We start from the raw sequence: 25,933 nt of genomic DNA, 5'->3' as shown, positions 1-25,933 counted from the left end.
CATGACCACCCGACTCGAGAAGTTTTACAAGGACGAAGTGGTGCCGAAGCTGATGAAGCAGTTCGGCTACACCAATCCGATGGAAGTCCCCAAGCTCGTCAAGATCACGCTCAACATGGGCGTGGGCGAGGCTGCCACCAACAAGAAAGTGCTGGAGAATGCGGTGGCCGACATGGCCAAGATCGCCGGCCAGAAGCCGGTGGTGACCAAATCCCGCATTTCGGTTGCCTCGTTCAAGATCCGTGACGGCTGGCCGATCGGCTGCAAGGTGACCCTGCGCCGCGCGCACATGTACGAGTTCCTCGATCGCCTGATCAACATCGCGTTGCCGCGGGTGCGCGATTTCCGTGGTGTCTCCGGCCGTTCGTTCGATGGTCGCGGCAACTACAACATGGGCGTGAAGGAGCAGATCATCTTCCCGGAGATCGATTTCGACTCCGTCGATGCGATGCGCGGCATGGACATCGCGATCACCACGACTGCGAAGACCGATGCCGAGGCCAAGGCCCTGCTCGAGGCCTTCCGCTTCCCGTTCCGCAATTAAGGACACGTCATGGCCAAGACTTCCATGATCAACCGCGAGGCCAAGCGCGCCAAGCTGGCCAAGCAGCATGCCGCCAAGCGCGAGGCGCTGAAGAAGATTCTCTCCAGCCAGGAGGCGTCTTACGAGGAGAAGATGGCGGCTTCCATCAAGCTGCAGAAGTTGCCGCGCGATTCCTCGCCATGCCGACAGACCACCCGCTGTGTCCTGAGCGGTCGTCCGCGCGCCGTCTACAGCAAGTTCGGCCTGGGCCGCAACAAGCTGCGCGAGGCCACCATGCGTGGCGACGTTCCGGGGCTGCGCAAGGCTAGCTGGTAACCCTCCGCATAGGCGGGAAACCTGCTAAACTTAGATGCTTGCTTGCGGCGTAGCCGCAAGCAAGCATGCATGGGCCAAAGCTCCGCCGCGTGTGGGGTCTTGGGCCACCATCGGCGCCGTGACCGGTTGCGATCGGCCTCCACAATCCAAACAGATTTCGCGAAAGCGGATATCGGTGCTACTCATCAGGTGAAACCACATGAGCATGACTGATCCCATCGCCGACATGCTGGTCCGCATCAAGAATGCGGCGGCGGTCGGCAAGCCGACGGTAAAGATGCCGTCCTCCAAGATCAAGGTTGCGATCGCAAACGTCCTCAAAGAAGAGGGCTACATTGCCGATGCGCGCGTGACCCAAGTCGGCGCCAAGGCCGAACTCGAGATCGCGCTGAAGTATTTCGAGGGCAAGCCGGTGATCGAGACGCTGCAGCGCGTGTCGCGCTCGGGCCTGCGCCAGTACCGCGGCAAGGATGCGTTGCCGAAGGTGCTGGGTGGTCTCGGCATTGCCATCATTTCCACCTCCAAGGGCATCATGACCGATTCGCAGGCGCGCCAGCAGGGCGTCGGCGGCGAGGTCCTGTGCATCGTGGCCTAAGGGAGGCGCACACATGTCCCGAGTTGCCAAGAAGCCGGTTGCCCTGACCAAGGGCGTCGAAATCAACGTTCAGCCGGAATCGATCACCGTCAAGGGGCCGAAGGGTACCTTGAATGTCGCCAAGCCGGTCGGAATCGAAGTCAAGGTGGAAGATGGCCATGCGCGGCTGTCTGCCAATGATCCTTCGCTGGTGCCGTTGACCGGTACCCTGCGTGCGATCGTCGCCAACATGGTGCGCGGCGTCAGCACTGGCTTCGAGCGCAAGCTCGAGCTGGTTGGCGTGGGCTATCGCGCGGCCATGCAGGGCAAGGATCTGAGCCTGTCGCTGGGCTACTCCCACCCGATTCTGTTCACTCCGCCGGCGGGCATCACCATCACCACCCCGTCGCAGACCGAAATCGTGGTCGCCGGTGCCGATAAGCAGCTGGTCGGTGAGGTGGCCGCCAAGATTCGTGGTTATCGTCCGCCGGAGCCCTATAAGGGCAAGGGCGTGAAGTATTCCGACGAAACCATCATCCGCAAGGAAGCCAAGAAGGCGTAATCCACCCGGATCACGCGCCTTCAGCTTTCGGAGATCAAGACAATGGAAAAGAAAATCGCCCGCCTGCGTCGCGCCAAGTCCACCCGCGCGCGTATTCGCGAACTCGGTGTTCCGCGCCTGTCGGTCCTGCGGACCGGGCAGCACCTGTATGCCCAGGTGTTCACCGCCGATGGCTCCAAGGTGCTGGCCTCGGCCTCGACCGTGCAGGCCGAGGTCAAGGAGGGCCTGAAGAGTGGCAAGAACATCGAGGCGGCAGCCAAGGTCGGTCGCGTGATTGCCGAGCGTGCCAAGGCGGCTGGCATCGAAAAAGTGGCGTTCGATCGTTCCGGCTACCGCTATCACGGTCGCATCAAGGCTTTGGCCGATGCGGCTCGCGAGGGTGGTCTGCAGTTCTGACGGATTTGGGCGGCTGGCCGCAGCCGCCCGTTTGCCGCCGCAAGCGGCGCCGGGTGATGGGCTCCGATGGCGGAGCTTGCGATCCACCCGTAGTGAATCACAACGATAAGCGGCGATGCCGCAAAATTCTTTCAATAATCGAGACATTCCAATGGCAGAGCAGCGCGAATCCCGCGGCCGCGAGCGCGGTCCCCGCGAGGAAAAAATCGATGACGGCATGATCGAAAAGCTGGTCGCGGTCAACCGCGTCAGCAAGACCGTCAAGGGTGGTCGTCAGTTCACCTTCACTGCGTTGACGGTGGTGGGCGACGGTGCGGGTCGGGTCGGTTTTGGCTATGGCAAGGCGCGTGAGGTGCCGGTCGCCATCCAGAAGTCGATGGAATATGCCCGCAAGAACATGATCACCGTGGATCTCAACGACGGTACGCTGTTCCACGCGGTGAAGGCCGGTCACGGCGCCGCTCGTGTGTTCATGCAGCCTGCTTCCAAGGGTACCGGCGTGATTGCCGGTGGTGCGATGCGCGCCGTGCTGGAAGCGGTCGGGGTGAGGGACGTGCTGGCCAAGGCCGTCGGATCGCGTAACCCGATCAACCTGGTACGGGCGACGGTCAAGGGTCTGCAGGCGATGCAGTCCCCGGCCAGGATCGCGGCCAAGCGCGGCAAGAAGGTGGAGGACCTGATCCATGACTAACGAAGGCAAGACCATCAAGGTGCGTCTGGTCAAGGGCCTGCGCGGCACCCAGTCGCGCCACCGCCTGTCGGTGCGGGCGCTTGGTCTCAACAAGCTCAACAGCGTCCGCGAGTTGAAGGACAGCCCGCAGGTACGTGGCCTGATCAATCAGCTGCACTACCTGGTGCGGGTGGAGGAGTAATCGCATGAAGCTCAATACGCTCAAGCCCGCCGACGGCGCCCGCAAGGAGCGCGTCCGCGTCGGCCGTGGCATTGGTTCCGGCCTTGGCAAGACCTGCGGTCGCGGGCACAAGGGTTCGTACGCGCGCGCCGGCAAGGGCAAGATCAAGCCGGGATTCGAAGGTGGCCAGATGCCGATGCAGCGCCGTCTGCCGAAGATCGGCTTCCGCTCGCCGCTCGCCAAGGACACCGCCGAGGTTCTGCTGTACAAGCTGGACTCGCTGCCGGCCGGCGAGGTCGATTTCGCGGCGCTGAAGGCGGCCGGGCTGGTGTCCAGCACCGCCAAGCGCGCCAAGATCGTCGCCAAGGGCGCGCTGACCAAGGCATTCGTCGTCAAGGGCATCGCCGCGACGGCTGGCGCCAAGGCCGCGATCGAAGCCGCCGGCGGCAAGCTGGTGGAGTGACTGACGCATGTCGCGGACCGCGGATGCGCTGTCGGGGCTGATGGGTGCGGGCAAGTTCGCCGAGCTTCGCTCGCGCCTGTTGTTCGTGGTGGGCGCGCTGATCGTCTATCGCATCGGGTGCTACATCCCGGTGCCGGGCGTCAACCCCGAGGCCATGCTGCAGCTGATGAACGCGCAGAAGGGCACCGTCGTGGACATGTTCAACATGTTCTCCGGCGGCGCGCTCTCGCGTTTCAGTCTGTTCGCCCTGAACGTGATGCCCTACATCTCGGCATCCATCGTCATGCAGCTGATGGTGCAGATCCTGCCGAGCCTGAAGGCGCTACAGAAAGAAGGGGAGTCCGGGCGCCGCAAGATCACCCAGTACTCGCGCATCGGCTCGGTGTTCCTGGCCATCTTTCAGGCCGCGGGCATTGCGATTGCGCTCCAGCATCAGGGCGCAGGTAGCGGGATTCCGGTCGTGTACAACCCCGGTCCTGGCTTCGTGCTGACCGCGGTGGTCTCGCTGACGGCTGGCACCGTGTTTCTGATGTGGCTGGGCGAGCAGGTGACCGAACGCGGTATCGGCAACGGCATCTCGCTGATCATCTTCGCCGGTATCGTCGCTGGCTTGCCCGGCGCGGTGCTGCACACCCTGCAGCAGGCCAATGCCGGCGAAATGCAGTGGATCACCGTATTCGTGATCCTGGTGATCGTGATCGCGGTGACCTGGTTCGTGGTGTTCATGGAGAGTGGCCAGCGCCGCATCACCGTGAACTATGCGCGCCGCCAGGGTGGCCGCGGCGGCTACCAGAACCAGAGCTCGTTCCTGCCGCTGAAGCTCAACATGGCAGGCGTGATCCCGCCCATTTTCGCCTCCTCGATCATCATGTTCCCGGCGACCGCCTCGACCTGGTTCGGGCAGTCCGGCAGCCCGGCCACCGTGTGGTTGCAGAAAGTCAGCCAGATGCTGTCGCCGGGCGAACCGCTGCACATGATCCTGCTGGCGGCGCTGATCATCGGGTTTGCGTTCTTCTACACCGCGCTGGTGTTCAACTCGCAGGAAACCGCGGAAAACCTGAAGAAATCGGGCGCGCTGATCCCGGGCATCCGCCCCGGACGGGCGACCGCGGAATATATCGATGGCGTGTTGACCCGGCTCACCGGTGCCGGTGCCCTGTATCTGGTGCTGGTGTGCCTGCTGCCGGAAGTCATGCGCACCAAGCTCGGCACTTCGTTTTACTTCGGCGGGACCTCGCTGCTGATCGTGGTCGTCGTGGTGATGGATTTCATAGCGCAAGTCCAGGCGCACCTGATGTCCCATCAGTACGAGAGCCTGCTGAAGAAGGCCAACCTGAAGGGCCGCGGGGCGCGCTGAGGCGCACGCCGCGGACCTTCCCCCGCCATCGGGCGGGACGCAACAACCGCCGGATCGACGAATGCGCGATCCGGCACATGGGCGACCCCCGCAGCGATCCCGGGCGGGGGTGGTTCCTGGGCCGATCCGCGCGCCAGAGTAGCGCGCGGGCAGGCGGCGGCCTTCGGGCCGCCGTACTGCCAGCCCGGAGCCGTCGCCGGAGCATGGGCACACTCCCCATGCCGGGTCAGGACGCCGCAAGGTGGACTGGCTTCTTGAAGGATCGGGATCCTGCTATAATCCAATGTTTTCCACGTCGGATCCGGTGATTCGGCGTCATTACGTATATCGGAGATCGCCTCATGGCGCGTATTGCAGGTGTCAACCTGCCTGCCCAGAAGCACGTCTGGGTCGGGCTGCAAAGCATCTACGGCATTGGCCGTACCCGTTCCAAGCTGGTCTGCCAGGCGGCCGGCGTGAATCCGTCGACCAAGATCCGCGACCTGACCGAGCCGGAAGTCGAGCGCCTGCGCGCCGAGGTCGGCAAGTACACGGTCGAGGGTGATCTGCGGCGCGAAGTCGGCATGGCCATCAAGCGCCTGATGGACCTGGGCTGCTACCGCGGCCTGCGCCATCGCCGCGGCCTGCCGCTGCGCGGTCAGCGTACCCGTACCAATGCGCGCACCCGCAAGGGCCCGCGCAAGGCCATCAAGAAGTAAGGAACCCAGATCATGGCCAAGCCGGCTGCTGCCAACAAGATCAAGAAGAAGATCAAGCGTGTCGTCACCGACGGCGTCGCCCACATCCACGCTTCGTTCAACAACACCATCGTCACCATTACCGACCGCCAGGGCAATGCGCTGAGCTGGGCGACTTCCGGCGGCGCGGGCTTCCGCGGCTCGCGTAAGTCCACGCCGTTCGCCGCGCAGGTGGCCGCCGAGAAGGCGGGCAAGGCGGCATTGGACTATGGCGTGAAGTCGCTCGAAGTGCGTATCAAGGGTCCGGGTCCGGGCCGCGAATCGGCCGTGCGTTCGCTGAACAACATCGGCTACAAGATCCTCAACATCATCGACGTGACGCCGATCCCGCACAACGGGTGCCGTCCGCCGAAGAAGCGTCGCGTCTGACGCGCGGGAGCACAAAAACATGGCTCGTTATATCGGTCCCACCTGTAAGCTGGCGCGCCGCGAAGGCGCCGATCTGTCGTTGAAGTCGCCTGCCCGTGCGCTCGACTCCAAGTGCAAGCTGGAGCAGAAGCCTGGCCAGCACGGCGCCAACGCGCGCAAGGGCAAGCTGTCCGACTATGCCACCCAGCTGCGCGAGAAGCAGAAGGTCAAGCGCATCTATGGCCTGCTGGAGCGTCAGTTCCGCAACTACTACAAGAAGGCTGCGAACAAGAAGGGCAACACCGGCGAGAATCTCCTGCAGCTGCTGGAGACCCGCCTGGACAACGTCGTTTATCGCATGGGCTTTGCCGTCACCCGTCCGGCTGCGCGCCAGCTGGTCAGCCATCGCGGTGTCACCGTGAATGGCAAGGTGGTCAACCTGCCGTCCTACACCGTCAAGGCGGGTGATGCCATTGCGCTTTCGGAGAAGGCCCAGAAGCAGCTGCGCGTGAAGGAGTCCCTCACCCTCGCCGAGCAGATGAATCTGTTGCCGTCGTGGGTAGAGGTGGACACCGCCAAGTTCACCGGCGTGTTCAAGGCGGTGCCGGATCGCGCCGATCTGCCCAGCGACATCAACGAAGCGCTGATCGTCGAGCTGTACTCGAAGTAAGCCATTGCCACCGGCCTGCGCTCCGGGCGCAGGCCTGCAGGAGACCCCCGAATGACGGTTACCGCCACCCAAGTGCTGCGTCCGCGCGCGCCGCAGATCGAGCGCATCACCGACACCCGCGCCAGGGTCGTGATCGAGCCGCTGGAGCGCGGCTACGGCCATACCATTGGCAACGCGCTGCGCCGCGTGCTGCTCTCGTCGATCCCGGGCTTCGCCATCACCGAGGTCGAAATCGACGGCGTGCTGCATGAATACACCACGGTCGAAGGGATGCAGGAGGACGTGCTCGAAGTCCTGCTCAATCTCAAGGACGTTGCCATCCGTATGCACAGCGGCGACACCGATACCCTGGAGCTGAAGAAGCAGGGTCCGGGCGTCGTCACCGCGGGCGACATCAAGACCAACCACAACGTGGAAGTGCTCAACCCCGACCACGTGATCGCCACCTTGACCAAGGACATCGGGCTGAGCATGCGGCTGACCGTCAGCCGCGGCTTCGGCTACCAGCCGGCCTCTGCCCGCCGGCGTCCCGATGACGAGGCGCGCGCGATCGGTCGTCTGGTGCTGGATGCCTCGTTCTCGCCCATCCGGCGCGTGGCCTATGCGGTGGAAGCGGCGCGTGTCGAGCAGCGCACCGACCTCGACAAGCTGGTGCTGGATATCGAGACCAACGGCACGATCGACGCCGAGGAGGCGGTCCGCACCGCCGCTGACATCCTGACCGATCAGCTGTCGGTGTTCGGCGACTTCACCCGTCGCGAGCGTGGCGCCAAGCCGCAGGCCAGCGCCGGCGTCGATCCGCTGCTGCTGCGTCCCATCGACGACCTCGAGTTGACCGTGCGTTCGGCCAACTGCCTGAAGGCGGAGAGCATCTACTACATCGGCGATTTGATCCAGAAGACCGAGGTAGAGCTGCTCAAGACCCCGAACCTCGGCAAGAAGTCGCTCACCGAGATCAAGGAAGTGCTGGCCCAGCGCGGCCTGTCGCTGGGCATGAAGCTGGAGAACTGGCCGCCGGCCGGTGCCGCGACCCACGGCATGCTCGGCTGAGTCCGCGCCATCCGCTTGCGCGCCTTGCGCGCAGGCAGGAGCCACTGCAGGACGCCGCCGGATAGTCACCCCGGCGGCGTCGGCCGGCTCCTCTTCCACCGACGGGCCAAGCCCGCGGTATCCGGTCCAAGGAATGACCGGCAAGGGCCAACCGCAGTCCGCAGTTTCAACGCCTGGATGGCGACAGCGAAGTTCAAAGTTTCACTCTTTCCAATCTTTCAGGAATCCAAGCCATGCGCCACCAGAAAGCCGGCCGCAAGTTCAATCGCACCAGCGCCCATCGCCAGGCGATGCTCTCGAACATGGCGGCATCGCTGTTCAAGCATGAAATCATCCGTACCACCCTGCCCAAGGCCAAGGAGTTGCGCCGCGTCGCCGAGCCGTTGATCACCTTGGCCAAGACCGATGGTGTGGCCAACCGCCGTCTGGCGTTTGCCCGCCTGCGCGACAAGGAAGCGGTGGGCACCCTGTTCACCGTGCTTGGCCCGCGCTATGCGCAGCGCCCGGGCGGCTACCTGCGCATCCTCAAGTGCGGCTTCCGCGCCGGCGACAACGCGCCGATGGCCTATGTGGAGCTGGTGGACCGCCCGCAGGCATCGGCCGAGTGAGCGGCGCTTGCGCAATGTCTCGACGAAAGCCCCGGCGCTGCCCGGGGTTTTTCGTTTTCAGCAGCTTCACCATAATCCGCGAACACCATAATCCGCGAAAAGAGGAAGAGGGCGGCATGAATCCGTTTCGCTGGTCGTTCCGTGCGCAGTTCCTGTTTGGGTTCGCCTGCTGCGCCGCGCTGCTGGGCTACGCCTTCTATGTGCAGTTCAGGCTCGGCATTCAGCCGTGCCCGTTTTGTATCTTCCAGCGGCTCTGCTTCGCAGCGCTCGGCCTAGTGTTCCTGCTCGGCGCGCTGCACGCCCCGTCTCGGCCGCGCGCGCGCAAGGCGTGGTCGCTGCTGGCGCTGGCCGCGGCGCTGGCCGGGATGGCCTATGCCGGTCGCCACAGCTGGGTGCAGCTGCATCCGCCCGAGTTGCCCAGTTGTGGGCCGGGGCTGAACTTCATGGTCGAGCAGTATTCCTGGCTGGGCGCGGCGCGCAAGGTACTGCAGGCCACCGGGGATTGCGCCAGCATCGATTGGCAGTTCCTGGGGCTGTCGATGCCGATGTGGGCCTTTCTGTGGTTCCTCGGGCTGGGGTTGCTGGCGCTATATGCGGGATTCCGCCGGCCTTGGAACGATCGGTTGTCGGGATGACGGTTGCAGGACGGTTGCGTGCGCGGGATGATGCGGCGCAACAGTCCACGTTCTGGTTGCAGCATGTCCATCGCGCCCGTTCAAGCTCCCGCCGTCCCCGCGCCGACCGCCGCGCACGGGTGGACGCCGGCCAGCTGGCGCGCCAAGCCGGCCTTGCAGATGCCGGTGTACCCGGATGCGGCGGAGCTGGCGGCGGCCCAGGAAGAGCTCCGCGCCTTGCCGCCGCTGGTCACTTCGCGCGAGATCCTCGCGCTCAAGCAGCAGCTGGCCGAGGCCCAGGACGGCCGCCGGTTCCTGCTGCAGGGCGGCGATTGCGCCGAAAGTTTCTCCGAGTGCAACGCCGAGGTCATCACCAACCGGCTGAAAGTGCTGCTGCAGATGAGCCTGGTGCTGGTGCACGGGCTCAAGGTGCCGGTGGTGCGGGTGGGCAGGTTCGGAGGCCAGTACGCCAAGCCGCGTTCGGCCGACATGGAAACCCGCGACGGCGTTGCCTTGCCCAGCTATCGCGGGGACATCATCAACGGCCCTGAGTTTTCCGCACAGGCGCGCATTCCCGATCCGCGGCGGATGATCAAGGCGCACGCGCGTTCGGCAATGACCATGAACTTCGTGCGGGCGCTGATCGACGGTGGTTTCGCCGACCTGCACCACCCCGAATATTGGGGTCTGGGCTGGGTCGGGCAATCGCCGCATGCGGCCGAGTATCAGAAGATGGTGGAGAGCATCGGCGACGCCGTGCGCTTCATGGAAACCCTGGCCGGGCGCCAGATGCAGAGCCTGAACCGGGTCGATTTCTACACCTCGCACGAGGCCTTGCTGCTGCCCTATGAAGAAGCGCAGACCCGGCAGGTGCCGCGTGCCGAGGGCTGGTTCAACCTCAGCACCCATTTCCCGTGGATCGGGATGCGCACGGCCGCGCTGGAGGGCGCGCACGTCGAATATTTCCGCGGCATTCGCAACCCGGTGGCGGTGAAGATCGGGCCGTCGGTGACGCCGGAGCAGCTGCTGCCGCTGATCGATGCGCTCAATCCCGGCAACGAGCCGGGCCGGTTGGGGCTCATCCACCGCATGGGCGCCCAGCAGATCGCCGAGAAGCTGCCGCCGCTGCTGGAGGCGGTGCGGCGTGAGGGGCGGCGGGTGCTGTGGATCTGCGATCCGATGCACGGCAACACCGAATCCACCCGCAACGGCTACAAGACCCGGCGCTTCGAGAACATCCGCAGCGAGATCGAGCAGGCGTTCGACCTGCATGCGGCCGCAGGCACGCGCCTGGGTGGGGTGCATCTGGAACTGACCGGCGAGAACGTCACCGAATGCCTCGGCGGTGCCCGCGAGCTGACCGAAATCGACCTGCAGCGCGCCTACCGCACCACGGTCGATCCGCGTCTGAACTACGAGCAGGCGCTGGAGATCGCGATGCTGATCGTGCGTAAGCGCGGCGCGATCGCGGCCTGAGGCGCGCCGTCGCATACGGCGGCGCGTCAGGCCATTTCCGGCCTACTTACTTCGCGGCAGGCGGCAATGGCACCGTCGGCAGCAGGCGCGGCGGCTTGCGCGCGCGGGTGACCTGCTCGAAGGCATAGCCCAGCTCGATCAGGCGCGGCTCGCTCCACGCGCTGCCCATGAACACGATGCCGACCGGCAGCCCGTGCACCTCGCCCATCGGCACGGTCAGGCTGGGATAGCGCGCGGCCGCGGCGGCGCCGTAGCCGGCGCCGATGAAATGGTCGCCATTGATCGGATCGGTGAGCCAGGCCGGGGACATCGCCGGAGCGATCAGCGCATCCAGGTGCTGCTTGCGCAGTGCGGCATCGATCCCTTCCGGCCCCGCCAGGCGGCGCACCTTGTCGCGCGCGGCCAGGTAGGCCGGCTCGGTCAGCGGCCCCTTGGCCTGCGCCTGCTCGAACAGCTCTTGGCCAAAGTAGGGCATTTCCTGTGCGGCGTGCGCCTTGTTGTACTCGATCAGTGCCGCCAGCGATTTATGCGGTGTGTTGGCGCTGGCTAGATAGCGGTTCAAGCCGTCCTTGAACTCGTACAGCATCATCTGCAGCTCGTCGTTGTCCCATTGGCCCAAGGTGGGGATCTCGGCATCCACCACGGTCGCGCCGGCGGCCTTGAGCGCGGCGACCGCCGCCGCGAACGCGGCGTCGGTATCCGGCTGGTAGCCGGTCAGCTTGCGCACCACGCCGATCCGCGCGCCCTTGAGCGCGTCGGCCTTCAGGTGCGCGCTGTAGTCGATCGGGGTCGGGTCCTTGCGTTCGGCGGCCGCCGGATCGGCGGGGTCGGGCGCGGCGATCGCGGTCAGCAGCGCGGCGGCATCGGCCACGCTGCGCGCCATCGGGCCAGCGGTGTCCTGCGAGACCGAGATCGGGATGATCCCGCTGCGGCTGACCAGGCCGACGGTCGGCTTGATCCCGACCAGCCCGGCCACCGCCGAGGGGCAGATGATGCTGCCGTCGGTCTCGGTGCCGATGCCGGCCGCGGCGAGATTGGCGGCGATCGCGCTGCCGGTGCCGGCGCTGGAGCCGCAGGGATTGCGGTCGAGCGCGTAGGGGTTCTTGGTCTGTCCGCCGCGCCCGCTCCAGCCGGAGGTGGAGCGGGTGGAACGGAAGTTCGCCCATTCCGACAGGTTGGTCTTGCCCAGGATCACCGCGCCGGCCGCCCGCAGCTTCGCCACCAGGAAAGCATCGGTCTTGGGGCGGTTGTCGGCCAGCGCCAGCGAGCCGGCGGAGTTGGCCATCGGGGTAGCGTCGATGTTGTCCTTCAGCAGCACCGGGATGCCGTGCAGCGGGCCGCGGATCTTGCCGGCCTTGCGCTCGGCATCCAGCGCATCGGCCTCCTTGAGGGCATCCGGGTTCAGCTCGATCACCGCGTTGATCGCGGGGCCGGCGCGGTCGATCGCGGCGATGCGGTCGAGATAGGCCTGCGCCAGCGCATGGCTGGTCAGGGTGCCGGCGGACATCTTCGCCTGCAGGTCGGCGATGCTGGCCTCTTCGAAGGCGAACGTGGGTGCGGCCGTTTGTGCGGGTTTCGCGCTCGTGGCCGCGGTCGCGGCCGGCGGGGGCGAGGCCGGCTGGCAGGCGGCCAGGGCGAGTGTCAGCGCGGCGGCGAGGGGCAGGTGGCGCATGGGCGGGCTCCGGTGCGTGGGCAACTTCCGGAGCATTGCGCAGGCAGCGCCCGCGGGCAAGCGCGGGCGGTCAGTGCCGGCGCCGGCGCAGCAGGTCGCGCGTGAGTGCGTACACCACGACCAGGTTGATGACCAGGACCGCCACCGACAGCCAGCCCGGGTGGCGGAAGATCGCGCCGACGTCCAGCGGCAGGTACAGCGCCGCCGATACCACGCCCAGCCACGAGGCCCAGGCGCGCACCTTCCACAGCCCCCAGGCCTCGACGAAGCGGACCGCGGCATAGCCGAGCAGGATCAGCGCGGTCAGGTGCACGGTACTGCGGCTGATCGCATCCAGAAAATGCGCGATCGGGCCGCGCTCGGGGTGCAGGTGCAGCCGCCAGGTGAGCTCGAGGATGAAACGGCGGATCGGCTCCGGCCCCAGCAAGGCCAGGCCGCTGGCCGAGGCCAGCGCCAGCAGGCCTTTGAACGCCTCGAACACGGCGATCGCGTGCAGGCCCGGATGCGCGTGCGGATCCGGGTTGTAGTGCGAGCTATGGCTCATGCCGTCCTCTCTGGCGCGTGGCGCGATTGTCGCAGAGACGGACGCGACGTGCGGCGCGGAAGATCAGCCCGCGCGGCTGGCGCGCTTGCGGTCGGTCTCGCTGCGCAGCTTCTTGCGCAGGCGGATCTGCCTGGGCGTGACTTCCACCAGCTCGTCGTCGTCGATGAACTCCAGCGCCTGCTCCAGCGACATTTTGAGCGGCGGCGTCAGCAGCAGGTTGTCGTCTTTGCCGGCGGCGCGGAAGTTGGTGAGCTGCTTGGCGCGCAGCGCGTTGACGGTGAGGTCGTTGTCCTTGCTGTGAATGCCGATGATCTGGCCTTCGTAGATTTCTTCACCGGGCGCGATCAGCAGGCGCCCGCGTTCCTGCAGCGCGAACTGCGCATATGCGGTGGACGTGCCGGTGTCGTTTGAGATCAACACCCCGTTCTGGCGCTGGCCGATGCGGCCCTCGGCCTTCGGGCCGTAGTGGTCGAACACGTGGAACAGCAGGCCGGTGCCAGCAGTCAGCGTGCGAAACTCGGTCTGGAAGCCGATCAGCCCGCGCGCCGGGATGATGTAATCCAGGCGCACGCGGCCTTTGCCGTCCGGCTCCATGTTGCGCAGCTGCGCCTTGCGTTCGCCGAGGCGGGCCATCACGCCTCCCTGATACTGCTCTTCCAGATCCACTACCAGCGACTCGTACGGTTCGCGCAGCTCGCCATCGATTTCCTTGATGATGACTTCCGGGCGCGACACCGCCAGCTCGTAGCCTTCGCGGCGCATGGTTTCGATCAGGATCGACAGGTGCAGCTCGCCGCGCCCGCTGACCTTGAACTTGTCGGCATCGGCGGTGTCTTCGACTTTCAGCGCGACGTTGTGCTGAGTCTCGCGCAGCAACCGATCACGCAGCTGGCGGCTGGTCAGGAACTTGCCGCCGCTGCGCTCCTTGTGGCCGGCGAATGGCGAGTCGTTGACCTGAAAGGTCATGCTGATGGTGGGTTCGTCCACCGCCAGCACCGGCAGCTGTTCGACCGCGGCCGGATCGCACAGGGTGTCGGAGATGCCGATGCCCTCGATGCCGCTGAAGGCGATGATGTCGCCGGCCTGCGCCTCGCTGACTTCCACCCGTTCCAGTCCCATGAAGCCCAGCACCTGCAGCACCTTGGCGCTGCGGCGGCTGCCGTCGGCGGCGATCACCGTCACCGCCTGGTTCGGCCGGAGCTTTCCGCGCTGGATGCGGCCGATGCCGATCACCCCGACGTAACTGTTGTAATCCAGCGAGGTGACGCGCATCTGGAACGGGCCGTCCGGGTCCACCGGGGGCGCCGGCACGTGCGTGCAGATCGCCTCGAACAGCGCCGTCATGTCGCCCTCCCGCACGCTCTCGTCGAGCCCGGCGTAGCCCTGCAGGCCGCTGGCATAGACCACCGGGAAATCGAGCTGCTCGGCGGTCGCGCCGAGGCGATCGAACAGGTCGAAGGTCTGGTCCAGCACCCAGCTCGGGCGGGCGCCTGGGCGGTCCACCTTGTTGATGACCACGATCGGCTTGAAGCCCATCGCGAAGGCTTTCTGGGTGACGAAGCGGGTCTGCGGCATCGGCCCGTCCATCGCGTCCACCAGGATTAGCACCGAGTCCACCATCGACAGCACGCGCTCGACCTCGCCGCCGAAGTCGGCGTGGCCGGGGGTATCGACGATGTTGATGCGCCATTGCTCGCCGGTTTTGGGGTTGGTCCAGCGGATCGCGGTGTTCTTGGAAAGGATGGTGATGCCGCGCTCCTTCTCCAGGTCGTTGCTGTCCATCACCCGCTCCGGGACGACCGCGCGCTCGCTCAGGGTGCCGGACTGCTTCAGCAGCTGATCGACGAGGGTGGTCTTGCCATGGTCGACGTGGGCGACGATGGCGATATTGCGGAGGCGTTCGACGGACATGGAGGGACTCGTGGAGGCCGCACCGGCGGTCGATCGGCTGGCGGCGCGCGCGGTGGGAGTAGGGAAGCCGGCTATTATATCGGGTTCATGCGCCCGTCCGGGCCCCGGAGATGAACAGCAATGAGCCTGATCGCCAATTTCAATACCGACCGCGGCACGATCCGCGTGGAGCTGGCCGCTGCCGAGGCGCCGCTGACCGTGGCCAACTTCGTCAATCTGGCCAGGCATGGTTTCTACGACGGGCTGAACTTCCACCGCGTGATCGCCGATTTCATGATCCAGGGCGGCTGCCCGGAAGGCAGCGGCCGCGGCGGTCCCGGCTATCGCTTCGAGGACGAGACCGGCAATGGCCTGCGCCATGAGCGTGGAGTGCTGTCGATGGCCAACGCCGGCCCCAACACCAACGGCAGCCAGTTCTTCATCACCCACGTCGCATGCCCATGGCTGGACGGCAGGCACACCGTATTCGGCAAGGTGGTGTCCGGAATGGACGTGGTGGATGCGGTGCGTCAGGGCGATGTCATCCAGTCGGTGACGATCGAGGGCGATGCCGAGGCGGCGCTGGCCGCCAAGGCCGAGCGCGTGGCCGAGTGGAACAAGATCCTGTCGCCATGAGTGCGCGATGCCGGGTGCTCAAGGCGTGAAGCGCAGGCCGTCCAGCATCCGGTTCACGGCGTCGATGTCGCGGCCGTAGTAGTACTCGGCCGGCGCGTACCAGAGCACGACGGTGAGCTGGCCGGCGCGCACGGCGGCAGCGGCGGTCCCGCGGTAGCGCAATCCTGCCGGGCTGCTCATGGCGAAATCGAAGCGCAGCCCGGGGACGTCGCCGAACCGGTGCGGCCGTAGGCGGTCGGAGTCGATCTGTGCTGCGCCCTCTTCGCGCAGGCCGTCCAGCACCAGATCGCGCAGTTCGTCCGCGCGCATGTCGGGCCGGAACCACGGCCCGTCCGGTTGCGATGCGCGCCGCCGCGCCCGCTGAAAAACATGTTCGCCGGGGCGGATCCGGCTGTAGATGCGCAGCAGATTGAGATCCGGGCCGTCGATGGTCCAAAGTTCGGAGCGCGGCTGACGGATGCGGGTCCAGTCCAGGGCGCTGGTCAGTTGCAGATCGAGGGCGGTGGTATCCCCGGCCCGTTGCAGGCGCTGACCGCCGCTGCAGGCAGCCAGCAGGAGCACGAGCAGAGATACGAGCAGCGGGCGGGCGCGATTCACGGCGTGGTTTCCAGAGCGTGGATGTCTTGTTCGATGAAGGCGCGGTCGTCGGCCTCGGGGGCGCGCGCCAGGTATTCGCGCAGCGCGGCAGCGGCGGCCCGTGGCTGCCCCTGCGCGCGCAGCGCATAGCCGTGCGCGCGCCAAGCGGCGGCCGGCGCTCCGGCATGGGTAATGGCTTCGGCAAAGAGGGTGGCTGCAGTGGCCGCATCGCCGGGTTGGTTGCGGCGCCGAAAGGCTTCGCCCAGCGCATAGGCGAGGACGCCGGCTTCGTCCTCACGCGCGCCAGCGCGGCGATCGCTGATCACTTGGATCGAGGCGTCATAGGTGCGCTTGGAGAGCTCGGCGTCCAGCCAGGCCGAGAGAAACGGGCGCACAGCATCGCGGTATTCGGCCTGATGGCGGATCGGGTCGGCGACCGGTGTGGCCGCAGCGGCGGCGGTGATGTCCTGCAGACGCTCGGCGGTGCGCGGATGGCTGGCGAACACGGGACTGCCGCGGCGATGGTGGTCGGCCTGCTCCTCGCGCAGCATGCGCGTCCATACCCGAACCCCCGCTTGCGGGTCGTAGTGCAGCGCGGCCATGCGGGCAAAGCCCAGCCGATCGGCCTCGCGTTCCATGTCGCGCGAGAACCCGGACAGGCTGGCGGCGCTCAGCAGTTGGACGGCGTCGCCGGCCAGCCCGAAGCCGGTCATGACCGTGAAGGTGGACGAAAACGCGGAGGTTTTCCGCGCGCGTGTCCACAGCTGCAGGCTGTGGCGTTGCCGGTAATGGGCGAACTCGTGTCCCAGCACCAGCGCCAGCTCGCTTTCGTCCTGCATGCGCAAGAGCGCGCCGGTGAACACCACCAGCGCGCCGTTCGGCGCCATGGACGCGTTGAAATAGGGCGCATCCACGATATACACGCGCAGATCGCGGCAATACTCGCCAACGACCCGGCACGCCACGTCGCGGACATAGCGGTTCAGCGCCGGGTCGCGGACGACCACGGGTGCGTTCCGAAGCTCCCGTTCGGAGCGTTCCACGCCGTACCACAGTTCGGCTTCCAGGCTTCCGGGTGCCGGCGTCTCGCCGGGGCGGAGCGGAGTGATGGAAGCGCCCGACGCCACGCCGGCGATGGGCCATGCCAGGGCCATCGCCATCCACCAGGGGAGCCAGCGGCGCTGCAGTCGCCGGCTCATAGCGGCAGGTCCCGCAGCAGGGCCGCGACCGTGGCGCGCGCGCCGGCGTCGTTGCGCAGGTCGCCGCTGCCCTTGGCGATCAGGTTGAACCAGACCACCCGCCCGGTGTGCAGATCCACCAGGGTGGCCACGCCGATTTGCATGCCGCCGCCGATGTCGATCGGGCTGCCCATGGCGATGCCGGCCAGCAAGGCCAGCGTGCGCAGCGCAGCCCGGCCGCCGCTCGTGTAAGAGTCGCGCACATAGGTGAACAGGGCATAGTCGGCACCGGTGGCCTGCTGCAGTTCACTGACGCCGGGACCGAGGGTCCAGTCCATGCGCGGGCGGCCGGTTGCCGGATCCTTCTTGGTGGCCAGCACGCTGCCGGGCGCGGAATACAGCGCAATGCTGCGCGCCACGGCGGCATGCAGCCGCAGCAGCTGCGCAAGATGTGAGGTGGGATCCAGGGTATCGGGGAGGGAGAAATCCGGCGCCAGGACAGCGCCGGCCTGGATCAGGTGGGCATGGGCGGCCTGCGGGTAGAGGCGGCGCGCCGTATCGGACCACTCCTTGCGCGGCTCCTGCAGGCCGCCGGCGGTGATCAGGCTGAGCTCGATATCGGGTTCGATGATCGCGATGCTCCCGTGGATCCGGATCGGTCGCCCTTGGGCGTCGGTGGCCACGGCCGGATGCTGTTGCGCCTGGGCCGGCGCGGTGCCTGCCAGCAGGCAGACGCAGATCAGCAGGATGGACAGGTAGTGGCGTATCAGGCGCGACATACGCAATTCCTCGCAAGGCTGAACCCATGGACGGGCTGCCGGCTCGGTGGGCCCCCTGTGCTACGATTTTGCAGGCTAATGGCGGCTCGTCTCCACGTCCAGCCGCCCCTATTCAACGTCCGTGAGGTTCCCCACGATGCCTCGATTCGCCCGGCGCATGAGCCGCGCCAAGCCCAGTGTCATCATGCAGGTCGCCGAGAAGGCCAAGCGCCTGAAGGCCGAAGGCCGCGACATCATCAGCTTCTCGATCGGCGTCCCCAACTTCCTCCCCGGCGAGCACGTGTATGCCGCTGCGCGCGAGGCACTGGCCAAGGACAGCGGGCAGTACGGCAGCAACCGCGGTAGCGACGCGCTGCTGGATGCGTTCATCGCGCACATGGACGCGCTGGGACTGACCGGCTACACGCGCGCCAACTGCAGCACCGGCATCGGCGCCAAGCACGTCATCTACAACCTGGCCGAGGCGCTGCTGGACGAGGGCGACACCATCGTGTTCCCGACCCCGTACTGGACCAGCTACATGGACATCGCGGAGATCGTGAACGCGCAGGTGCAGCTGCTGGAGTGTCCGGCGTCGCAGGATTACAAGGTCACCCCGGCGCAGCTGGAGGCGGCGCTGGCGGCCAAGCCCAAGGTGTTCCTGTTCAACAACCCGTCCAACCCGACCGGCATGGTGTACACCCGCGCCGAGATCACGGCGCTGGCCGACGTGCTGGTGAAGTATCCCGACACCTGGATCATCACCGACGACATCTACAACCGGATGCTGTTCGACGGACTGGAGTACGTGAACTTCATGCAGGTCCGCCCGGAGCTGCGCGAGCGCACGATCTTCATCGACTCGCTGTCCAAGACCTACGGCATGCCCGGCTGGCGAGTGGGCTTCATGGCCGGCCCGGAAGCGGTGGCCAAGGCCGTCACCACGCTCAACTCCAACCACATCACCAACCTGCCGGAGATCACCACCGCAGCCGCGATCGCCGCGCTGACCGGCCCACAGGACGTGCCGGCGGCCAAGTGCGCGGAGTTCCAGGCCAAGCGCGACCAGGTGATGGCGGCGTTGGCGGCGATCCCGGGCGTGGTTTGCCCGCGGCCGCAGGGCGCGTTCTACGTGTTCCCGGATATCCGCTGCGCGTTCGGCAAGTCGCATGCCGGGGTGAAGATCGAAAACGACGTCGATTTCTGCAACGCGCTGCTCGATGCCAAGGGTGTGGCCTGCGTGCCGGGCTCGGCGTTCGGCGAGCCAAACGCCATGCGCATCAGCTATACCTGCCCGACGCCGCAGCTGGCGCCGGGTCTTGCGCGCATCCAGGAGTTCTTCGCCGAGCTGCAATGAGTCGGCGTTCACCCTTTCCACTTTCACTGCACCACGGAGATGTCCATGAAAGCCCCCGTTCGAGTTGCCGTCACTGGCGCCGCAGGTCAGATCGGTTATGCCCTGCTGTTTCGCATCGCCTCGGGTGAGATGCTGGGCAAGGACCAGCCGGTCATCCTGCAGATGCTGGAGCTGCCGCTGGAGAAAGCACAGGCCGCGCTCAAGGGCGTGATGATGGAGCTGGAAGACTGCGCCTTCCCGCTGCTGGCGGGGATGGTGGGCACCTCCGACCCGATGGTTGCATTCAAGGACGCCGATTACGCCCTGCTGGTCGGTGCGCGTCCGCGCGGGCCGGGCATGGAGCGCAAGGACCTGCTGCTGGAAAACGCCAGGATCTTCATCGAGCAGGGCAAAGCGCTGAATGCGGTGGCCAGTCGCAACGTCAAGGTGCTGGTGGTGGGCAACCCGGCCAATACCAATGCCTACATCGCCATGAAGTCCGCGCCCGACCTGCCGGCGAAGAACTTCACCGCGATGCTGCGCCTGGACCACAACCGCGCGCTCAGCCAGCTCGCGGCCAAGGCGAACGTGCCGGTGGCCGACATCGAAAAGCTCGTGGTGTGGGGCAATCACAGCCCGACCATGTATCCGGACTATCGCTTCGCCACCGCCGGCGGTGTATCGCTCAAGGACAAGATCAACGACCCCGACTGGAACGCGAATGTGTTCATTCCGACCGTCGGCAAGCGCGGCGCCGCCATCATCGAGGCGCGCGGGCTGTCCTCCGCCGCCTCGGCGGCGAATGCCGCGATCGACCACATGCGTGACTGGGCGCTGGGCACCAACGGCAAGTGGGTCACCATGGGCGTGCCCTCGGACGGCAGCTATGGCATCCCGGAGGGCATCATCTACGGCGTGCCGGTCACCTGCGCGGATGGCGAGTACAGCCGCGTGCGCGATCTGCCGATCGACGATTTCAGCCGTGAGCGCATGGACAAGACCCTGGCCGAGCTGGAAGAGGAGCGCGCGGGCGTTGCCCATCTGCTCTGAACCAGAAAGCCATCATGACGTGGCTGCGAGCGCCGGGCCCTGCCCGGCGTTTGCATGCTGCGAGGTTGTTTCCAGGCTTCCGGGTCAGGCGCGGTAAAATCACGCTTTCTGCAAGGAGAGGCGCATGTCGCAAACAGCCGGGGCGCGCTTTCGCGCCGCACTCGCCGCCGAATCGCCGCTGCAGGTGATCGGCGCCATCAATGCCAATCACGCGCTTCTGGCCCAGCGCGCCGGGTATCGCGCCATCTACCTGTCTGGCGGTGGAGTGGCCGCAGGGTCGCTCGGCTTGCCCGACCTTGGCATCAACACGCTGGAAGACGTGCTGGTGGATACCCGCCGGATCACCGACGTCTGCGACCTGCCGCTGCTGGTGGATATCGACACCGGCTTCGGCCCCAGCGCCTTCAACATCGCGCGCACCATCAAGAGCCTGATCAAGGCCGGCGCTGCGGCGTGCCATATCGAGGACCAGGTCGGGGCCAAGCGCTGTGGGCATCGGCCCGGCAAGGAGATCGTCCCGCTCCAGGAAATGGTCGATCGCGTCAAGGCGGCGGCCGATGCCAAGACCGACCCCGCGTTTTTCCTGATCGCGCGCACCGATGCGATCGCGGTGGAGGGCGTGGAGGCGGCGATCGAGCGCGCCATCGCCTGCGTGGAGGCGGGCGCCGATGGCATTTTCGCGGAGGCGGCCTATGACCTTCCGACCTACCGCCGGTTCGTCGATGCGGTGAAGGTGCCGGTGCTCGCCAACATCACCGAGTTCGGCAAGACCCCGCTGTTCACGCGGGAGGAACTCGCCAGCGTTGGCGTTGCAATCCAGCTGTTCCCGCTGTCTGCCTTCCGCGCCGCCAACAAGGCGGCCGAACGGGTGTATGAGGCGATTCGCCGTGACGGTCATCAGCGCAATGTGATCGACGCCATGCAGACCCGTGAAGAGCTCTACGAGCGCATCGGCTATCACGCCTTCGAGCAGCGGCTGGATGCGCTGTTCGCGGCGAAGAAGTAAATCCCCGGTTTTTCGATTTCACAGGAGCATCACGATGAGCGAGAGCACCGCTGCCGGTTTCAAGCCGAAGAAGTCCGTCGCCCTGTCGGGCACCGTCGCTGGCAACACGGCGCTGTGCACCGTCGGTCGCAGTGGCAATGATCTGCACTACCGCGGCTACGACATCCTGGACATGGCCGATGTGTGCGAGTTCGAGGAAATCGCGCACCTGCTGGTGCATGGCACCTTGCCGAACCGCGTCGAACTTGCCGCATACAAGGCCAAGCTGAAAGCGCTGCGCGGTATTCCGGCCGCGGTCAAGGCCGTGCTGGAAGAGCTGCCGCCGTCGGCGCACCCCATGGACGTGATGCGCACAGGCGTATCGGCGCTCGGCTGCGTGCAGCCGGAGAAGGACGACCACAACCACCCCGGCGCACGCGACATTGCCGATAAGCTGATGGCCTCGCTCGGTTCGATGCTGCTGTATTGGTATCACTACAGCCACAACGGGCGCGTGATCGACGTCGAGACCGATGACGATTCCATCGGCGGGCACTTCCTGCACCTGCTGCACGGCACGCCGCCGCCGGCCTCCTGGGTGCGCGCGATGCATACCAGCCTGATTTTGTATGCCGAACACGAGTTCAATGCCAGCACCTTCACCGCGCGCGTGATCGCCGGCACCGGCAGCGACATGTATTCCTGCATCGCCGGCGCGATCGGTGCGTTGCGCGGGCCCAAGCATGGCGGCGCCAACGAGGTCGCGTTCGAGGTGCAGAAGCGCTACGAAACTCCCGACGAGGCCGAGGCCGACATTCGCCGCCGGGTCGAAAACAAGGAGGTCATCATCGGCTTCGGGCATCCGGTCTATACCGTGTCCGATCCGCGCAACAAGGTGATCAAGGAAGTCGCGCGCCGGCTTTCGGCCGAGCAGGGCAACATGAAGATGTACGCCATCGCCGAGCGATTGGAATCGGTGATGTGGGACATCAAGAAGATGTTCCCCAATCTCGACTGGTTCAGCGCGGTCAGCTACCACATGATGGGCGTGCCGACCGCGATGTTCACGCCCTTGTTCGTGATCGCGCGTACCAGCGGCTGGAGCGCGCATGTGATCGAGCAGCGCATCGACGGCAAGATCATTCGGCCCTCGGCCAACTACATCGGGCCAGAGGACCGCGCCTTCGTGCCGATCGACCAGCGCTGAGCGCGGTGATCGCGGCGGCGCCAATGCAAGGCCTGGGCGGATATGCGTTGGCCGCCCTGGCGACGCTGTTGGTCACCGGGGCGGTGGTGCTGATCCACTACCGCGGCCTGGAAGGTCTGGCGCACCGCTACGGCGGCCGCCGCCACCCGCGCCACCGCTCGGCGATGCTGGTGATCATCTTTGCCCTGCTGGGACTGCACGTCCTGGAAATCGTCTGCTACGGGGCCGCGTACTGGGGCCTGGACCAACTGCCCGGAATCGGCCTGGCGCGCGGCGTGGACGACATTTCCCTGTTCGACGGGATTTACTTGTCGGCCATGACCTACAGTACGGTCAGCTTCGGCGACGTTTCGCCGGACGGCCCGCTGCGGGTCGTGGCCGGGACGGAGGCGATCGCCGGACTGATGCTGATTGCCTGGTCGGCCAGCTTCACCTATCTGGAAATGGCGCGCCTGTGGCAGGACCGCGGCGGTGCTGAGTGAGTCTAGGTAACCTCTGATCAACTCAGAGGGCCCCCGGCCACGGCGGGCCGGCCACGCATCAATCACGCAAGTGAGCGATGCGTGTGAGCCAAGTCCGGGCCGGTACTGGACTCGGCGTGGGCCGACAACGCCTGGAGGGCGTGGTTCAGACCTTCCCTAATCAAGGCGCGCCGCCGGCTCAGCTGCGGCGAGGTTTCAGGGGTAGCACCTTGTAGAAGGTGTGGTCGCCGATCGTGGCCACTGCCGTTGCATTGCTCCAGACCGGAGAGGCGATGGCATGTGCCGCGAAGTGGCTGGCGCCCGGTACCACCAGTTTGCGCTGGTCGCGCGGCAGGGCCCAGTTGCGCTCGGAATCCAGCGCCACGCTGACCGCCTCGGTCCAGGCCCGGATGTTGGACAGCCGGGTCTGCGGTGACAGCAGTGTGGGCGCGAACTGCTTGCGCGCGGTCACCACCTGGCACAGGCTGTTGCCCCACAGGCCGCTGTCGCGGCGGCGCAGGGCGACCTCGGCGACGGCCTGCTGGCCCAGCGCGGACTGGTCGCGCGCTTCCAGGTAGACGGTGGTGGACAGGCAGAGCGAATCTGCGGCGGGCTGGGGCAATACGTGCGCCAGCCAGAGGATCCACGCCAGTTTCATGTCGTACTCCTTGCTCCGTTGCGGCGCGAGGCGTGGCATCGGTGAAGCGGATGCCGCGCGTCTGCGTCATGGCGTACTGGGGAGGGCGGCTGCTCTGCGGCGGCCTTTGCCCGGGCGCGCGGCCCGCCTCTGTGAGGAGCGGCGGGCGGCGTGCCGGTTCACCTGATCGAGACGCAGGGAAGCGTCCGTTCAGGCCAAAAGTCGGCGCAAGGTAGGCGGTTGTTCCAAAACGTTGGCTGAATGGACTTCCCGTCCGTCTTGACTTCGTTCAGTTCACTGGATGCGTGATGCGCTCTTCAGAGCTCGGCGGCAAGCCGGCTGCCTTCGGCGATCGCACGCTTGGCGTCCAGTTCGGCCGCCAGCTTGGCTCCGCCGATCAGGTGCGCACGACGCCCTTGCGCCTGCAGCGCGTCGAACAGCTCGCGACGCGGTTCCTGCCCGGCGCAGATCACCACGTGATCCACCGCCAGCGTTTGCTCGGCGCCATCCACGCGGATTCGCAAGCCGGCATCGTCGATCCCCAGATACTCCACGCCGCCCAGCATGGTGACCCCCTTGGCCTTGAGCGTGGCGCGGTGGATCCAGCCGGTGGTCTTGCCCAGCCGCGCGCCGGGCTTGCCTGGGGATCGCTGCAGTAGCCACAGCCGCCGTGCGGGCGCGGCCGGTTGCGGACGGGTCAGGCCGCCGGGCGTGGCGACATTCGGGTCTACGCCCCATTCCTGCATCCAGCGCGCCAGGTCGAGGCTGGGCGAGTGCCCGGCCTCGACCAGGAACTCGGCCACGTCGAACCCGATTCCGCCGGCGCCGATGATCGCGGCCGAGGTGCCCACCGTCACTCGACCTTCCAGCACGTCCAGATAGCCGACCGCCTTGGGGTGGTCGGCGCCTGGAATCGCGACCGCGCGTGGGGTGACGCCGGTAGCGATGACGATTTCGTCGAATCCGGCCAGGTCCTGAGGCTGCACATGCGTGGCAAGGCGCAGCTCCACCCCGCACTCCTGGATGCGATGGCGGAAGTAGCGCAGGGTTTCGTGGAACTCTTCCTTGCCCGGAATCCGCTTGGCCAGGTTGAACTGCCCGCCGATCTCCGCGGCGGCATCGAACAGCACGACCCGATGTCCGCGCTCGGCCGCAACGCATGCGCAGGCTAGGCCGGCAGGCCCGGCGCCGACGATGGCCACCGATTTGCGTACGCGCGCGGGTGTGTAGTTGAGCTCAGTCTCGGCGCAGGCGCGCGGGTTCACCAGGCAGCTGGCGCGCTTGTTCTCGAACACATGATCCAGACAAGCCTGGTTGCAGGCGATGCAGGTATTGATGGCATGCGCGCGGCCGGTCCTGGCCTTCTCTACCCACTGCGGGTCAGCCAGCAGCGGGCGTGCCATCGACACCAGGTCCGCCTGCCCGGAGGCCAGTACGCGCTCGGCCACGTCCGGCATGTTGATGCGATTGCTGGCCACCACTGGCAGCGTGACGTGCGGTTTCAGGCGCGCGGTGATGCCGGCGAACGCCGCGCGCGGCACGGAGGTGGCGATGGTCGGGATCCGCGCCTCGTGCCAGCCGATGCCGCTGTTGATGAGGGTCGCGCCGGCAGCTTCCACGGCGCGCGCCTGCGCGACGATGGCATCCCAGGCGTTGCCATCCTCGACCAAATCCAGCAGCGAGAGGCGGTAGATCAGGATGAAGTCGGGCCCACAGGCCTCGCGCACGCGCTCCACGGTCTCGACCGCAAAGCGCATGCGCCGATGCACGTCCCCACCCCAGGCATCATTGCGGTGATTGGTGCGCGGTACGGTGAACTCGTTGAGCAGGTAGCCTTCTGAGCCCATGATCTCCACGCCGTCATAGCCGGCCTCGCGCGCCAGCCGGGCGGCGGTGGCGAAATCACGCAGAGTGCGCTCGATCCCGCGCGCGCTCAGCGCGCTCGGGGTGAACGGGTTGATCGGCGCTTTCAGCGCGCTCGGTGCCACCGACAGCGGGTGGTAGGCGTAGCGGCCGGCGTGCAGCAGCTGCAGGCAGATCTTGGCGCCGTGCGCGTGCGCTGCTGCGGTGACCTGGCGGTGTCGGCGCACATGCCAGGGCAGGCTCATGCGCCCGGCAAGCGGTTTGAGCCAGCCGCGCAGGTTGGGCGAGAAGCCGCCGGTAACCATCAGCCCGACCCCGCCGGCCGCGCGTTCGGCGAAATAGGCCGCGAGTTTCGGGAAATCGGCGGCGCGATCTTCCAGGCCCGTATGCATGGAGCCCATCAGCACCCGGTTGCGCAGGGTGGTGAAGCCAAGATCGAGTGGCGAGAGCAGATGCGGGTAGGTAGGCGTCATCGGCAAAGCATACCTCTGCGTATGGACGATGGGCACCCTATCCGAAGGTTTTTTGCAAACAGTCGAAGTTATGCTAGTGTTAACCCGCTTCATGCGGCCGTC

The 25,933-nt window shown here is 66.4% G+C and carries 30 protein-coding genes; 22 read left to right on the top strand and 8 right to left on the bottom strand.

Annotated elements, in window-relative coordinates; translation table 11 throughout:
* Position 1: 1 nt before the first annotated feature.
* The 16 genes from rplE to ML342_RS09070 all read left to right on the top strand — a co-directional run bounded on the left by rplE (position 2) and on the right by ML342_RS09070 (position 10,565).
* Complete coding sequence (rplE, locus tag ML342_RS09145; RefSeq protein WP_240126747.1) at positions 2-544, top strand: 50S ribosomal protein L5; 543 nt, start codon at positions 2-4, stop codon at positions 542-544.
* A 9-nt stretch (positions 545-553) separates the two neighbouring features.
* Positions 554-859 carry a 30S ribosomal protein S14 gene (gene rpsN / locus ML342_RS09140; RefSeq protein ID WP_240126746.1) on the top strand — a complete coding sequence of 102 codons (306 nt, stop codon included), beginning with the start codon at positions 554-556 and terminating at the stop codon, positions 857-859.
* 199 nt (positions 860-1,058) lie between these two features.
* Positions 1,059-1,454: a 30S ribosomal protein S8 gene (rpsH, locus tag ML342_RS09135; protein ID WP_240126745.1), complete on the top strand. Its 396-nt coding sequence runs from the start codon at positions 1,059-1,061 to the stop codon at positions 1,452-1,454.
* Between the two features lie 13 nt (positions 1,455-1,467).
* Complete coding sequence (gene rplF / locus ML342_RS09130) at positions 1,468-1,995, top strand: 50S ribosomal protein L6 (protein ID WP_240126744.1); 528 nt, start codon at positions 1,468-1,470, stop codon at positions 1,993-1,995.
* A gap of 42 nt (positions 1,996-2,037) precedes the next feature.
* On the top strand, positions 2,038-2,391 hold the full coding sequence (gene rplR, locus ML342_RS09125; RefSeq protein ID WP_240126743.1) for a 50S ribosomal protein L18: 354 nt from the start codon (positions 2,038-2,040) through the stop codon (positions 2,389-2,391).
* Positions 2,392-2,542: 151 nt separating this feature from the next.
* Positions 2,543-3,082, top strand: a complete 540-nt coding sequence (gene rpsE, locus ML342_RS09120) for a 30S ribosomal protein S5 (protein ID WP_240126742.1) — start codon at positions 2,543-2,545, stop codon at positions 3,080-3,082.
* Entirely contained in the window at positions 3,075-3,263 is a 189-nt protein-coding gene (rpmD, locus tag ML342_RS09115) for a 50S ribosomal protein L30 (RefSeq protein WP_240126741.1), read from the top strand. The genes rpsE and rpmD overlap by 8 nt, the downstream gene beginning before the upstream one ends.
* Before the next feature lie 4 nt (positions 3,264-3,267).
* On the top strand, positions 3,268-3,705 hold the full coding sequence (rplO, locus tag ML342_RS09110; RefSeq protein ID WP_240126740.1) for a 50S ribosomal protein L15: 438 nt from the start codon (positions 3,268-3,270) through the stop codon (positions 3,703-3,705).
* Positions 3,706-3,712: 7 nt separating this feature from the next.
* The gene (secY, locus tag ML342_RS09105; RefSeq protein ID WP_240126739.1) at positions 3,713-5,062 is read left to right on the top strand and encodes a preprotein translocase subunit SecY; all 1,350 of its coding nucleotides are present in this window, start codon (positions 3,713-3,715) and stop codon (positions 5,060-5,062) included.
* Positions 5,063-5,403: 341 nt separating this feature from the next.
* Complete coding sequence (gene rpsM / locus ML342_RS09100; RefSeq protein ID WP_240126738.1) at positions 5,404-5,760, top strand: 30S ribosomal protein S13; 357 nt, start codon at positions 5,404-5,406, stop codon at positions 5,758-5,760.
* 12 nt (positions 5,761-5,772) lie between these two features.
* Complete coding sequence (rpsK, locus tag ML342_RS09095) at positions 5,773-6,168, top strand: 30S ribosomal protein S11 (protein ID WP_240126737.1); 396 nt, start codon at positions 5,773-5,775, stop codon at positions 6,166-6,168.
* A 19-nt stretch (positions 6,169-6,187) separates the two neighbouring features.
* Positions 6,188-6,817 (top strand): 30S ribosomal protein S4, encoded by a 630-nt coding sequence (gene rpsD, locus ML342_RS09090; RefSeq protein ID WP_240126736.1) that lies wholly within the window; start codon positions 6,188-6,190, stop codon positions 6,815-6,817.
* Between the two features lie 51 nt (positions 6,818-6,868).
* Positions 6,869-7,867, top strand: a complete 999-nt coding sequence (locus ML342_RS09085; RefSeq protein ID WP_240126735.1) for a DNA-directed RNA polymerase subunit alpha — start codon at positions 6,869-6,871, stop codon at positions 7,865-7,867.
* A gap of 233 nt (positions 7,868-8,100) precedes the next feature.
* The gene (gene rplQ, locus ML342_RS09080) at positions 8,101-8,475 is read left to right on the top strand and encodes a 50S ribosomal protein L17 (RefSeq protein WP_240126734.1); all 375 of its coding nucleotides are present in this window, start codon (positions 8,101-8,103) and stop codon (positions 8,473-8,475) included.
* Between the two features lie 116 nt (positions 8,476-8,591).
* Positions 8,592-9,110, top strand: coding sequence for a disulfide bond formation protein B (locus ML342_RS09075; RefSeq protein WP_240126733.1), 519 nt, complete (start codon positions 8,592-8,594; stop codon positions 9,108-9,110).
* Positions 9,111-9,173: 63 nt separating this feature from the next.
* Positions 9,174-10,565 (top strand): class II 3-deoxy-7-phosphoheptulonate synthase, encoded by a 1,392-nt coding sequence (locus tag ML342_RS09070; RefSeq protein WP_240126732.1) that lies wholly within the window; start codon positions 9,174-9,176, stop codon positions 10,563-10,565.
* Positions 10,566-10,611: 46 nt separating this feature from the next.
* On the opposite strand, the gene ML342_RS09065 is transcribed toward ML342_RS09070, so the two are convergent.
* From ML342_RS09065 to typA, 3 genes are all read right to left on the bottom strand, one after another.
* On the bottom strand, positions 10,612-12,237 hold the full coding sequence (locus ML342_RS09065) for an amidase (RefSeq protein ID WP_240126731.1): 1,626 nt from the start codon (positions 12,235-12,237) through the stop codon (positions 10,612-10,614).
* 70 nt (positions 12,238-12,307) lie between these two features.
* A complete protein-coding gene (locus ML342_RS09060; RefSeq protein ID WP_240126730.1) occupies positions 12,308-12,781 on the bottom strand; it encodes a DUF2127 domain-containing protein in 474 nt (157 codons plus the stop codon).
* A 63-nt stretch (positions 12,782-12,844) separates the two neighbouring features.
* Positions 12,845-14,692, bottom strand: coding sequence for a translational GTPase TypA (gene typA, locus ML342_RS09055; protein ID WP_240126729.1), 1,848 nt, complete (start codon positions 14,690-14,692; stop codon positions 12,845-12,847).
* Positions 14,693-14,812: 120 nt separating this feature from the next.
* Here typA and ML342_RS09050 point away from each other — a divergent pair, with 120 nt between their 5' ends.
* Positions 14,813-15,307, top strand: a complete 495-nt coding sequence (locus ML342_RS09050) for a peptidylprolyl isomerase (RefSeq protein WP_240126728.1) — start codon at positions 14,813-14,815, stop codon at positions 15,305-15,307.
* A gap of 18 nt (positions 15,308-15,325) precedes the next feature.
* Here ML342_RS09050 and ML342_RS09045 read toward each other — a convergent pair whose 3' ends face one another.
* From ML342_RS09045 to ML342_RS09035, 3 genes are all read right to left on the bottom strand, one after another.
* Positions 15,326-15,904: a hypothetical protein gene (locus tag ML342_RS09045; RefSeq protein WP_240126727.1), complete on the bottom strand. Its 579-nt coding sequence runs from the start codon at positions 15,902-15,904 to the stop codon at positions 15,326-15,328.
* Positions 15,901-16,890, bottom strand: coding sequence for a M48 family metalloprotease (locus ML342_RS09040; protein ID WP_240126726.1), 990 nt, complete (start codon positions 16,888-16,890; stop codon positions 15,901-15,903). The genes ML342_RS09045 and ML342_RS09040 overlap by 4 nt, the downstream gene beginning before the upstream one ends.
* Before the next feature lie 188 nt (positions 16,891-17,078).
* Entirely contained in the window at positions 17,079-17,840 is a 762-nt protein-coding gene (locus ML342_RS09035) for a hypothetical protein (RefSeq protein WP_240126725.1), read from the bottom strand.
* A 157-nt stretch (positions 17,841-17,997) separates the two neighbouring features.
* Here ML342_RS09035 and ML342_RS09030 point away from each other — a divergent pair, with 157 nt between their 5' ends.
* The 5 genes from ML342_RS09030 to ML342_RS09010 all read left to right on the top strand — a co-directional run bounded on the left by ML342_RS09030 (position 17,998) and on the right by ML342_RS09010 (position 22,879).
* A complete protein-coding gene (locus ML342_RS09030) occupies positions 17,998-19,176 on the top strand; it encodes a pyridoxal phosphate-dependent aminotransferase (RefSeq protein WP_240126724.1) in 1,179 nt (392 codons plus the stop codon).
* Between the two features lie 45 nt (positions 19,177-19,221).
* A complete protein-coding gene (locus ML342_RS09025) occupies positions 19,222-20,205 on the top strand; it encodes a malate dehydrogenase (protein ID WP_240126723.1) in 984 nt (327 codons plus the stop codon).
* A gap of 124 nt (positions 20,206-20,329) precedes the next feature.
* Positions 20,330-21,211 carry a methylisocitrate lyase gene (gene prpB / locus ML342_RS09020; RefSeq protein WP_240126722.1) on the top strand — a complete coding sequence of 294 codons (882 nt, stop codon included), beginning with the start codon at positions 20,330-20,332 and terminating at the stop codon, positions 21,209-21,211.
* Positions 21,212-21,245: 34 nt separating this feature from the next.
* Positions 21,246-22,397 (top strand): bifunctional 2-methylcitrate synthase/citrate synthase, encoded by a 1,152-nt coding sequence (gene prpC, locus ML342_RS09015; protein ID WP_240126721.1) that lies wholly within the window; start codon positions 21,246-21,248, stop codon positions 22,395-22,397.
* 47 nt (positions 22,398-22,444) lie between these two features.
* Complete coding sequence (locus ML342_RS09010) at positions 22,445-22,879, top strand: potassium channel family protein (protein WP_240126720.1); 435 nt, start codon at positions 22,445-22,447, stop codon at positions 22,877-22,879.
* A 178-nt stretch (positions 22,880-23,057) separates the two neighbouring features.
* On the opposite strand, the gene ML342_RS09005 is transcribed toward ML342_RS09010, so the two are convergent.
* Together ML342_RS09005 and ML342_RS09000 are read right to left on the bottom strand one after the other, a co-directional pair.
* Complete coding sequence (locus tag ML342_RS09005) at positions 23,058-23,516, bottom strand: cell wall hydrolase (RefSeq protein WP_240126719.1); 459 nt, start codon at positions 23,514-23,516, stop codon at positions 23,058-23,060.
* A gap of 296 nt (positions 23,517-23,812) precedes the next feature.
* On the bottom strand, positions 23,813-25,831 hold the full coding sequence (locus ML342_RS09000) for an NADPH-dependent 2,4-dienoyl-CoA reductase (protein ID WP_240126718.1): 2,019 nt from the start codon (positions 25,829-25,831) through the stop codon (positions 23,813-23,815).
* Positions 25,832-25,933: the final 102 nt, after the last annotated feature.

Origin of the sequence: Thermomonas alba (genome assembly GCF_022419205.1) — a bacterium.
In the GTDB taxonomy this organism is placed as follows: domain Bacteria; phylum Pseudomonadota; class Gammaproteobacteria; order Xanthomonadales; family Xanthomonadaceae; genus Thermomonas; species Thermomonas alba.
Note: the sequence above shows the minus strand (reverse complement) of the source record. Positions and strands in the feature narration are given on the sequence as shown.

Bases quoted from the DNA above. Each gene is read 5' to 3' on its own strand.
- rpsM (WP_240126738.1), top strand. From the start codon at position 5,404: ATGGCGCGTATTGCAGGTGTCAACCTGCCTGCCCAGAAGCACGTCTGG.
- rplR (WP_240126743.1), top strand. From the start codon at position 2,038: ATGGAAAAGAAAATCGCCCGCCTGCGTCGCGCCAAGTCCACCCGCGCG.
- ML342_RS09025 (WP_240126723.1), top strand. From the start codon at position 19,222: ATGAAAGCCCCCGTTCGAGTTGCCGTCACTGGCGCCGCAGGTCAGATC.
- ML342_RS09085 (WP_240126735.1), top strand. From the start codon at position 6,869: ATGACGGTTACCGCCACCCAAGTGCTGCGTCCGCGCGCGCCGCAGATC.
- rplQ (WP_240126734.1), top strand. From the start codon at position 8,101: ATGCGCCACCAGAAAGCCGGCCGCAAGTTCAATCGCACCAGCGCCCAT.
- rpmD (WP_240126741.1), top strand. From the start codon at position 3,075: ATGACTAACGAAGGCAAGACCATCAAGGTGCGTCTGGTCAAGGGCCTG.
- typA (WP_240126729.1), bottom strand. From the start codon at position 14,692: ATGTCCGTCGAACGCCTCCGCAATATCGCCATCGTCGCCCACGTCGAC.
- ML342_RS09065 (WP_240126731.1), bottom strand. From the start codon at position 12,237: ATGCGCCACCTGCCCCTCGCCGCCGCGCTGACACTCGCCCTGGCCGCC.
- ML342_RS09005 (WP_240126719.1), bottom strand. From the start codon at position 23,516: ATGAAACTGGCGTGGATCCTCTGGCTGGCGCACGTATTGCCCCAGCCC.
- ML342_RS09060 (WP_240126730.1), bottom strand. From the start codon at position 12,781: ATGAGCCATAGCTCGCACTACAACCCGGATCCGCACGCGCATCCGGGC.
- rpsH (WP_240126745.1), top strand. From the start codon at position 1,059: ATGAGCATGACTGATCCCATCGCCGACATGCTGGTCCGCATCAAGAAT.
- ML342_RS09000 (WP_240126718.1), bottom strand. From the start codon at position 25,831: ATGACGCCTACCTACCCGCATCTGCTCTCGCCACTCGATCTTGGCTTC.
- ML342_RS09075 (WP_240126733.1), top strand. From the start codon at position 8,592: ATGAATCCGTTTCGCTGGTCGTTCCGTGCGCAGTTCCTGTTTGGGTTC.
- secY (WP_240126739.1), top strand. From the start codon at position 3,713: ATGTCGCGGACCGCGGATGCGCTGTCGGGGCTGATGGGTGCGGGCAAG.
- rplO (WP_240126740.1), top strand. From the start codon at position 3,268: ATGAAGCTCAATACGCTCAAGCCCGCCGACGGCGCCCGCAAGGAGCGC.
- rplE (WP_240126747.1), top strand. From the start codon at position 2: ATGACCACCCGACTCGAGAAGTTTTACAAGGACGAAGTGGTGCCGAAG.
- rpsE (WP_240126742.1), top strand. From the start codon at position 2,543: ATGGCAGAGCAGCGCGAATCCCGCGGCCGCGAGCGCGGTCCCCGCGAG.
- rpsD (WP_240126736.1), top strand. From the start codon at position 6,188: ATGGCTCGTTATATCGGTCCCACCTGTAAGCTGGCGCGCCGCGAAGGC.
- prpB (WP_240126722.1), top strand. From the start codon at position 20,330: ATGTCGCAAACAGCCGGGGCGCGCTTTCGCGCCGCACTCGCCGCCGAA.
- ML342_RS09070 (WP_240126732.1), top strand. From the start codon at position 9,174: ATGTCCATCGCGCCCGTTCAAGCTCCCGCCGTCCCCGCGCCGACCGCC.
- rplF (WP_240126744.1), top strand. From the start codon at position 1,468: ATGTCCCGAGTTGCCAAGAAGCCGGTTGCCCTGACCAAGGGCGTCGAA.
- rpsK (WP_240126737.1), top strand. From the start codon at position 5,773: ATGGCCAAGCCGGCTGCTGCCAACAAGATCAAGAAGAAGATCAAGCGT.
- ML342_RS09050 (WP_240126728.1), top strand. From the start codon at position 14,813: ATGAGCCTGATCGCCAATTTCAATACCGACCGCGGCACGATCCGCGTG.
- ML342_RS09035 (WP_240126725.1), bottom strand. From the start codon at position 17,840: ATGTCGCGCCTGATACGCCACTACCTGTCCATCCTGCTGATCTGCGTC.
- prpC (WP_240126721.1), top strand. From the start codon at position 21,246: ATGAGCGAGAGCACCGCTGCCGGTTTCAAGCCGAAGAAGTCCGTCGCC.
- ML342_RS09030 (WP_240126724.1), top strand. From the start codon at position 17,998: ATGAGCCGCGCCAAGCCCAGTGTCATCATGCAGGTCGCCGAGAAGGCC.
- rpsN (WP_240126746.1), top strand. From the start codon at position 554: ATGGCCAAGACTTCCATGATCAACCGCGAGGCCAAGCGCGCCAAGCTG.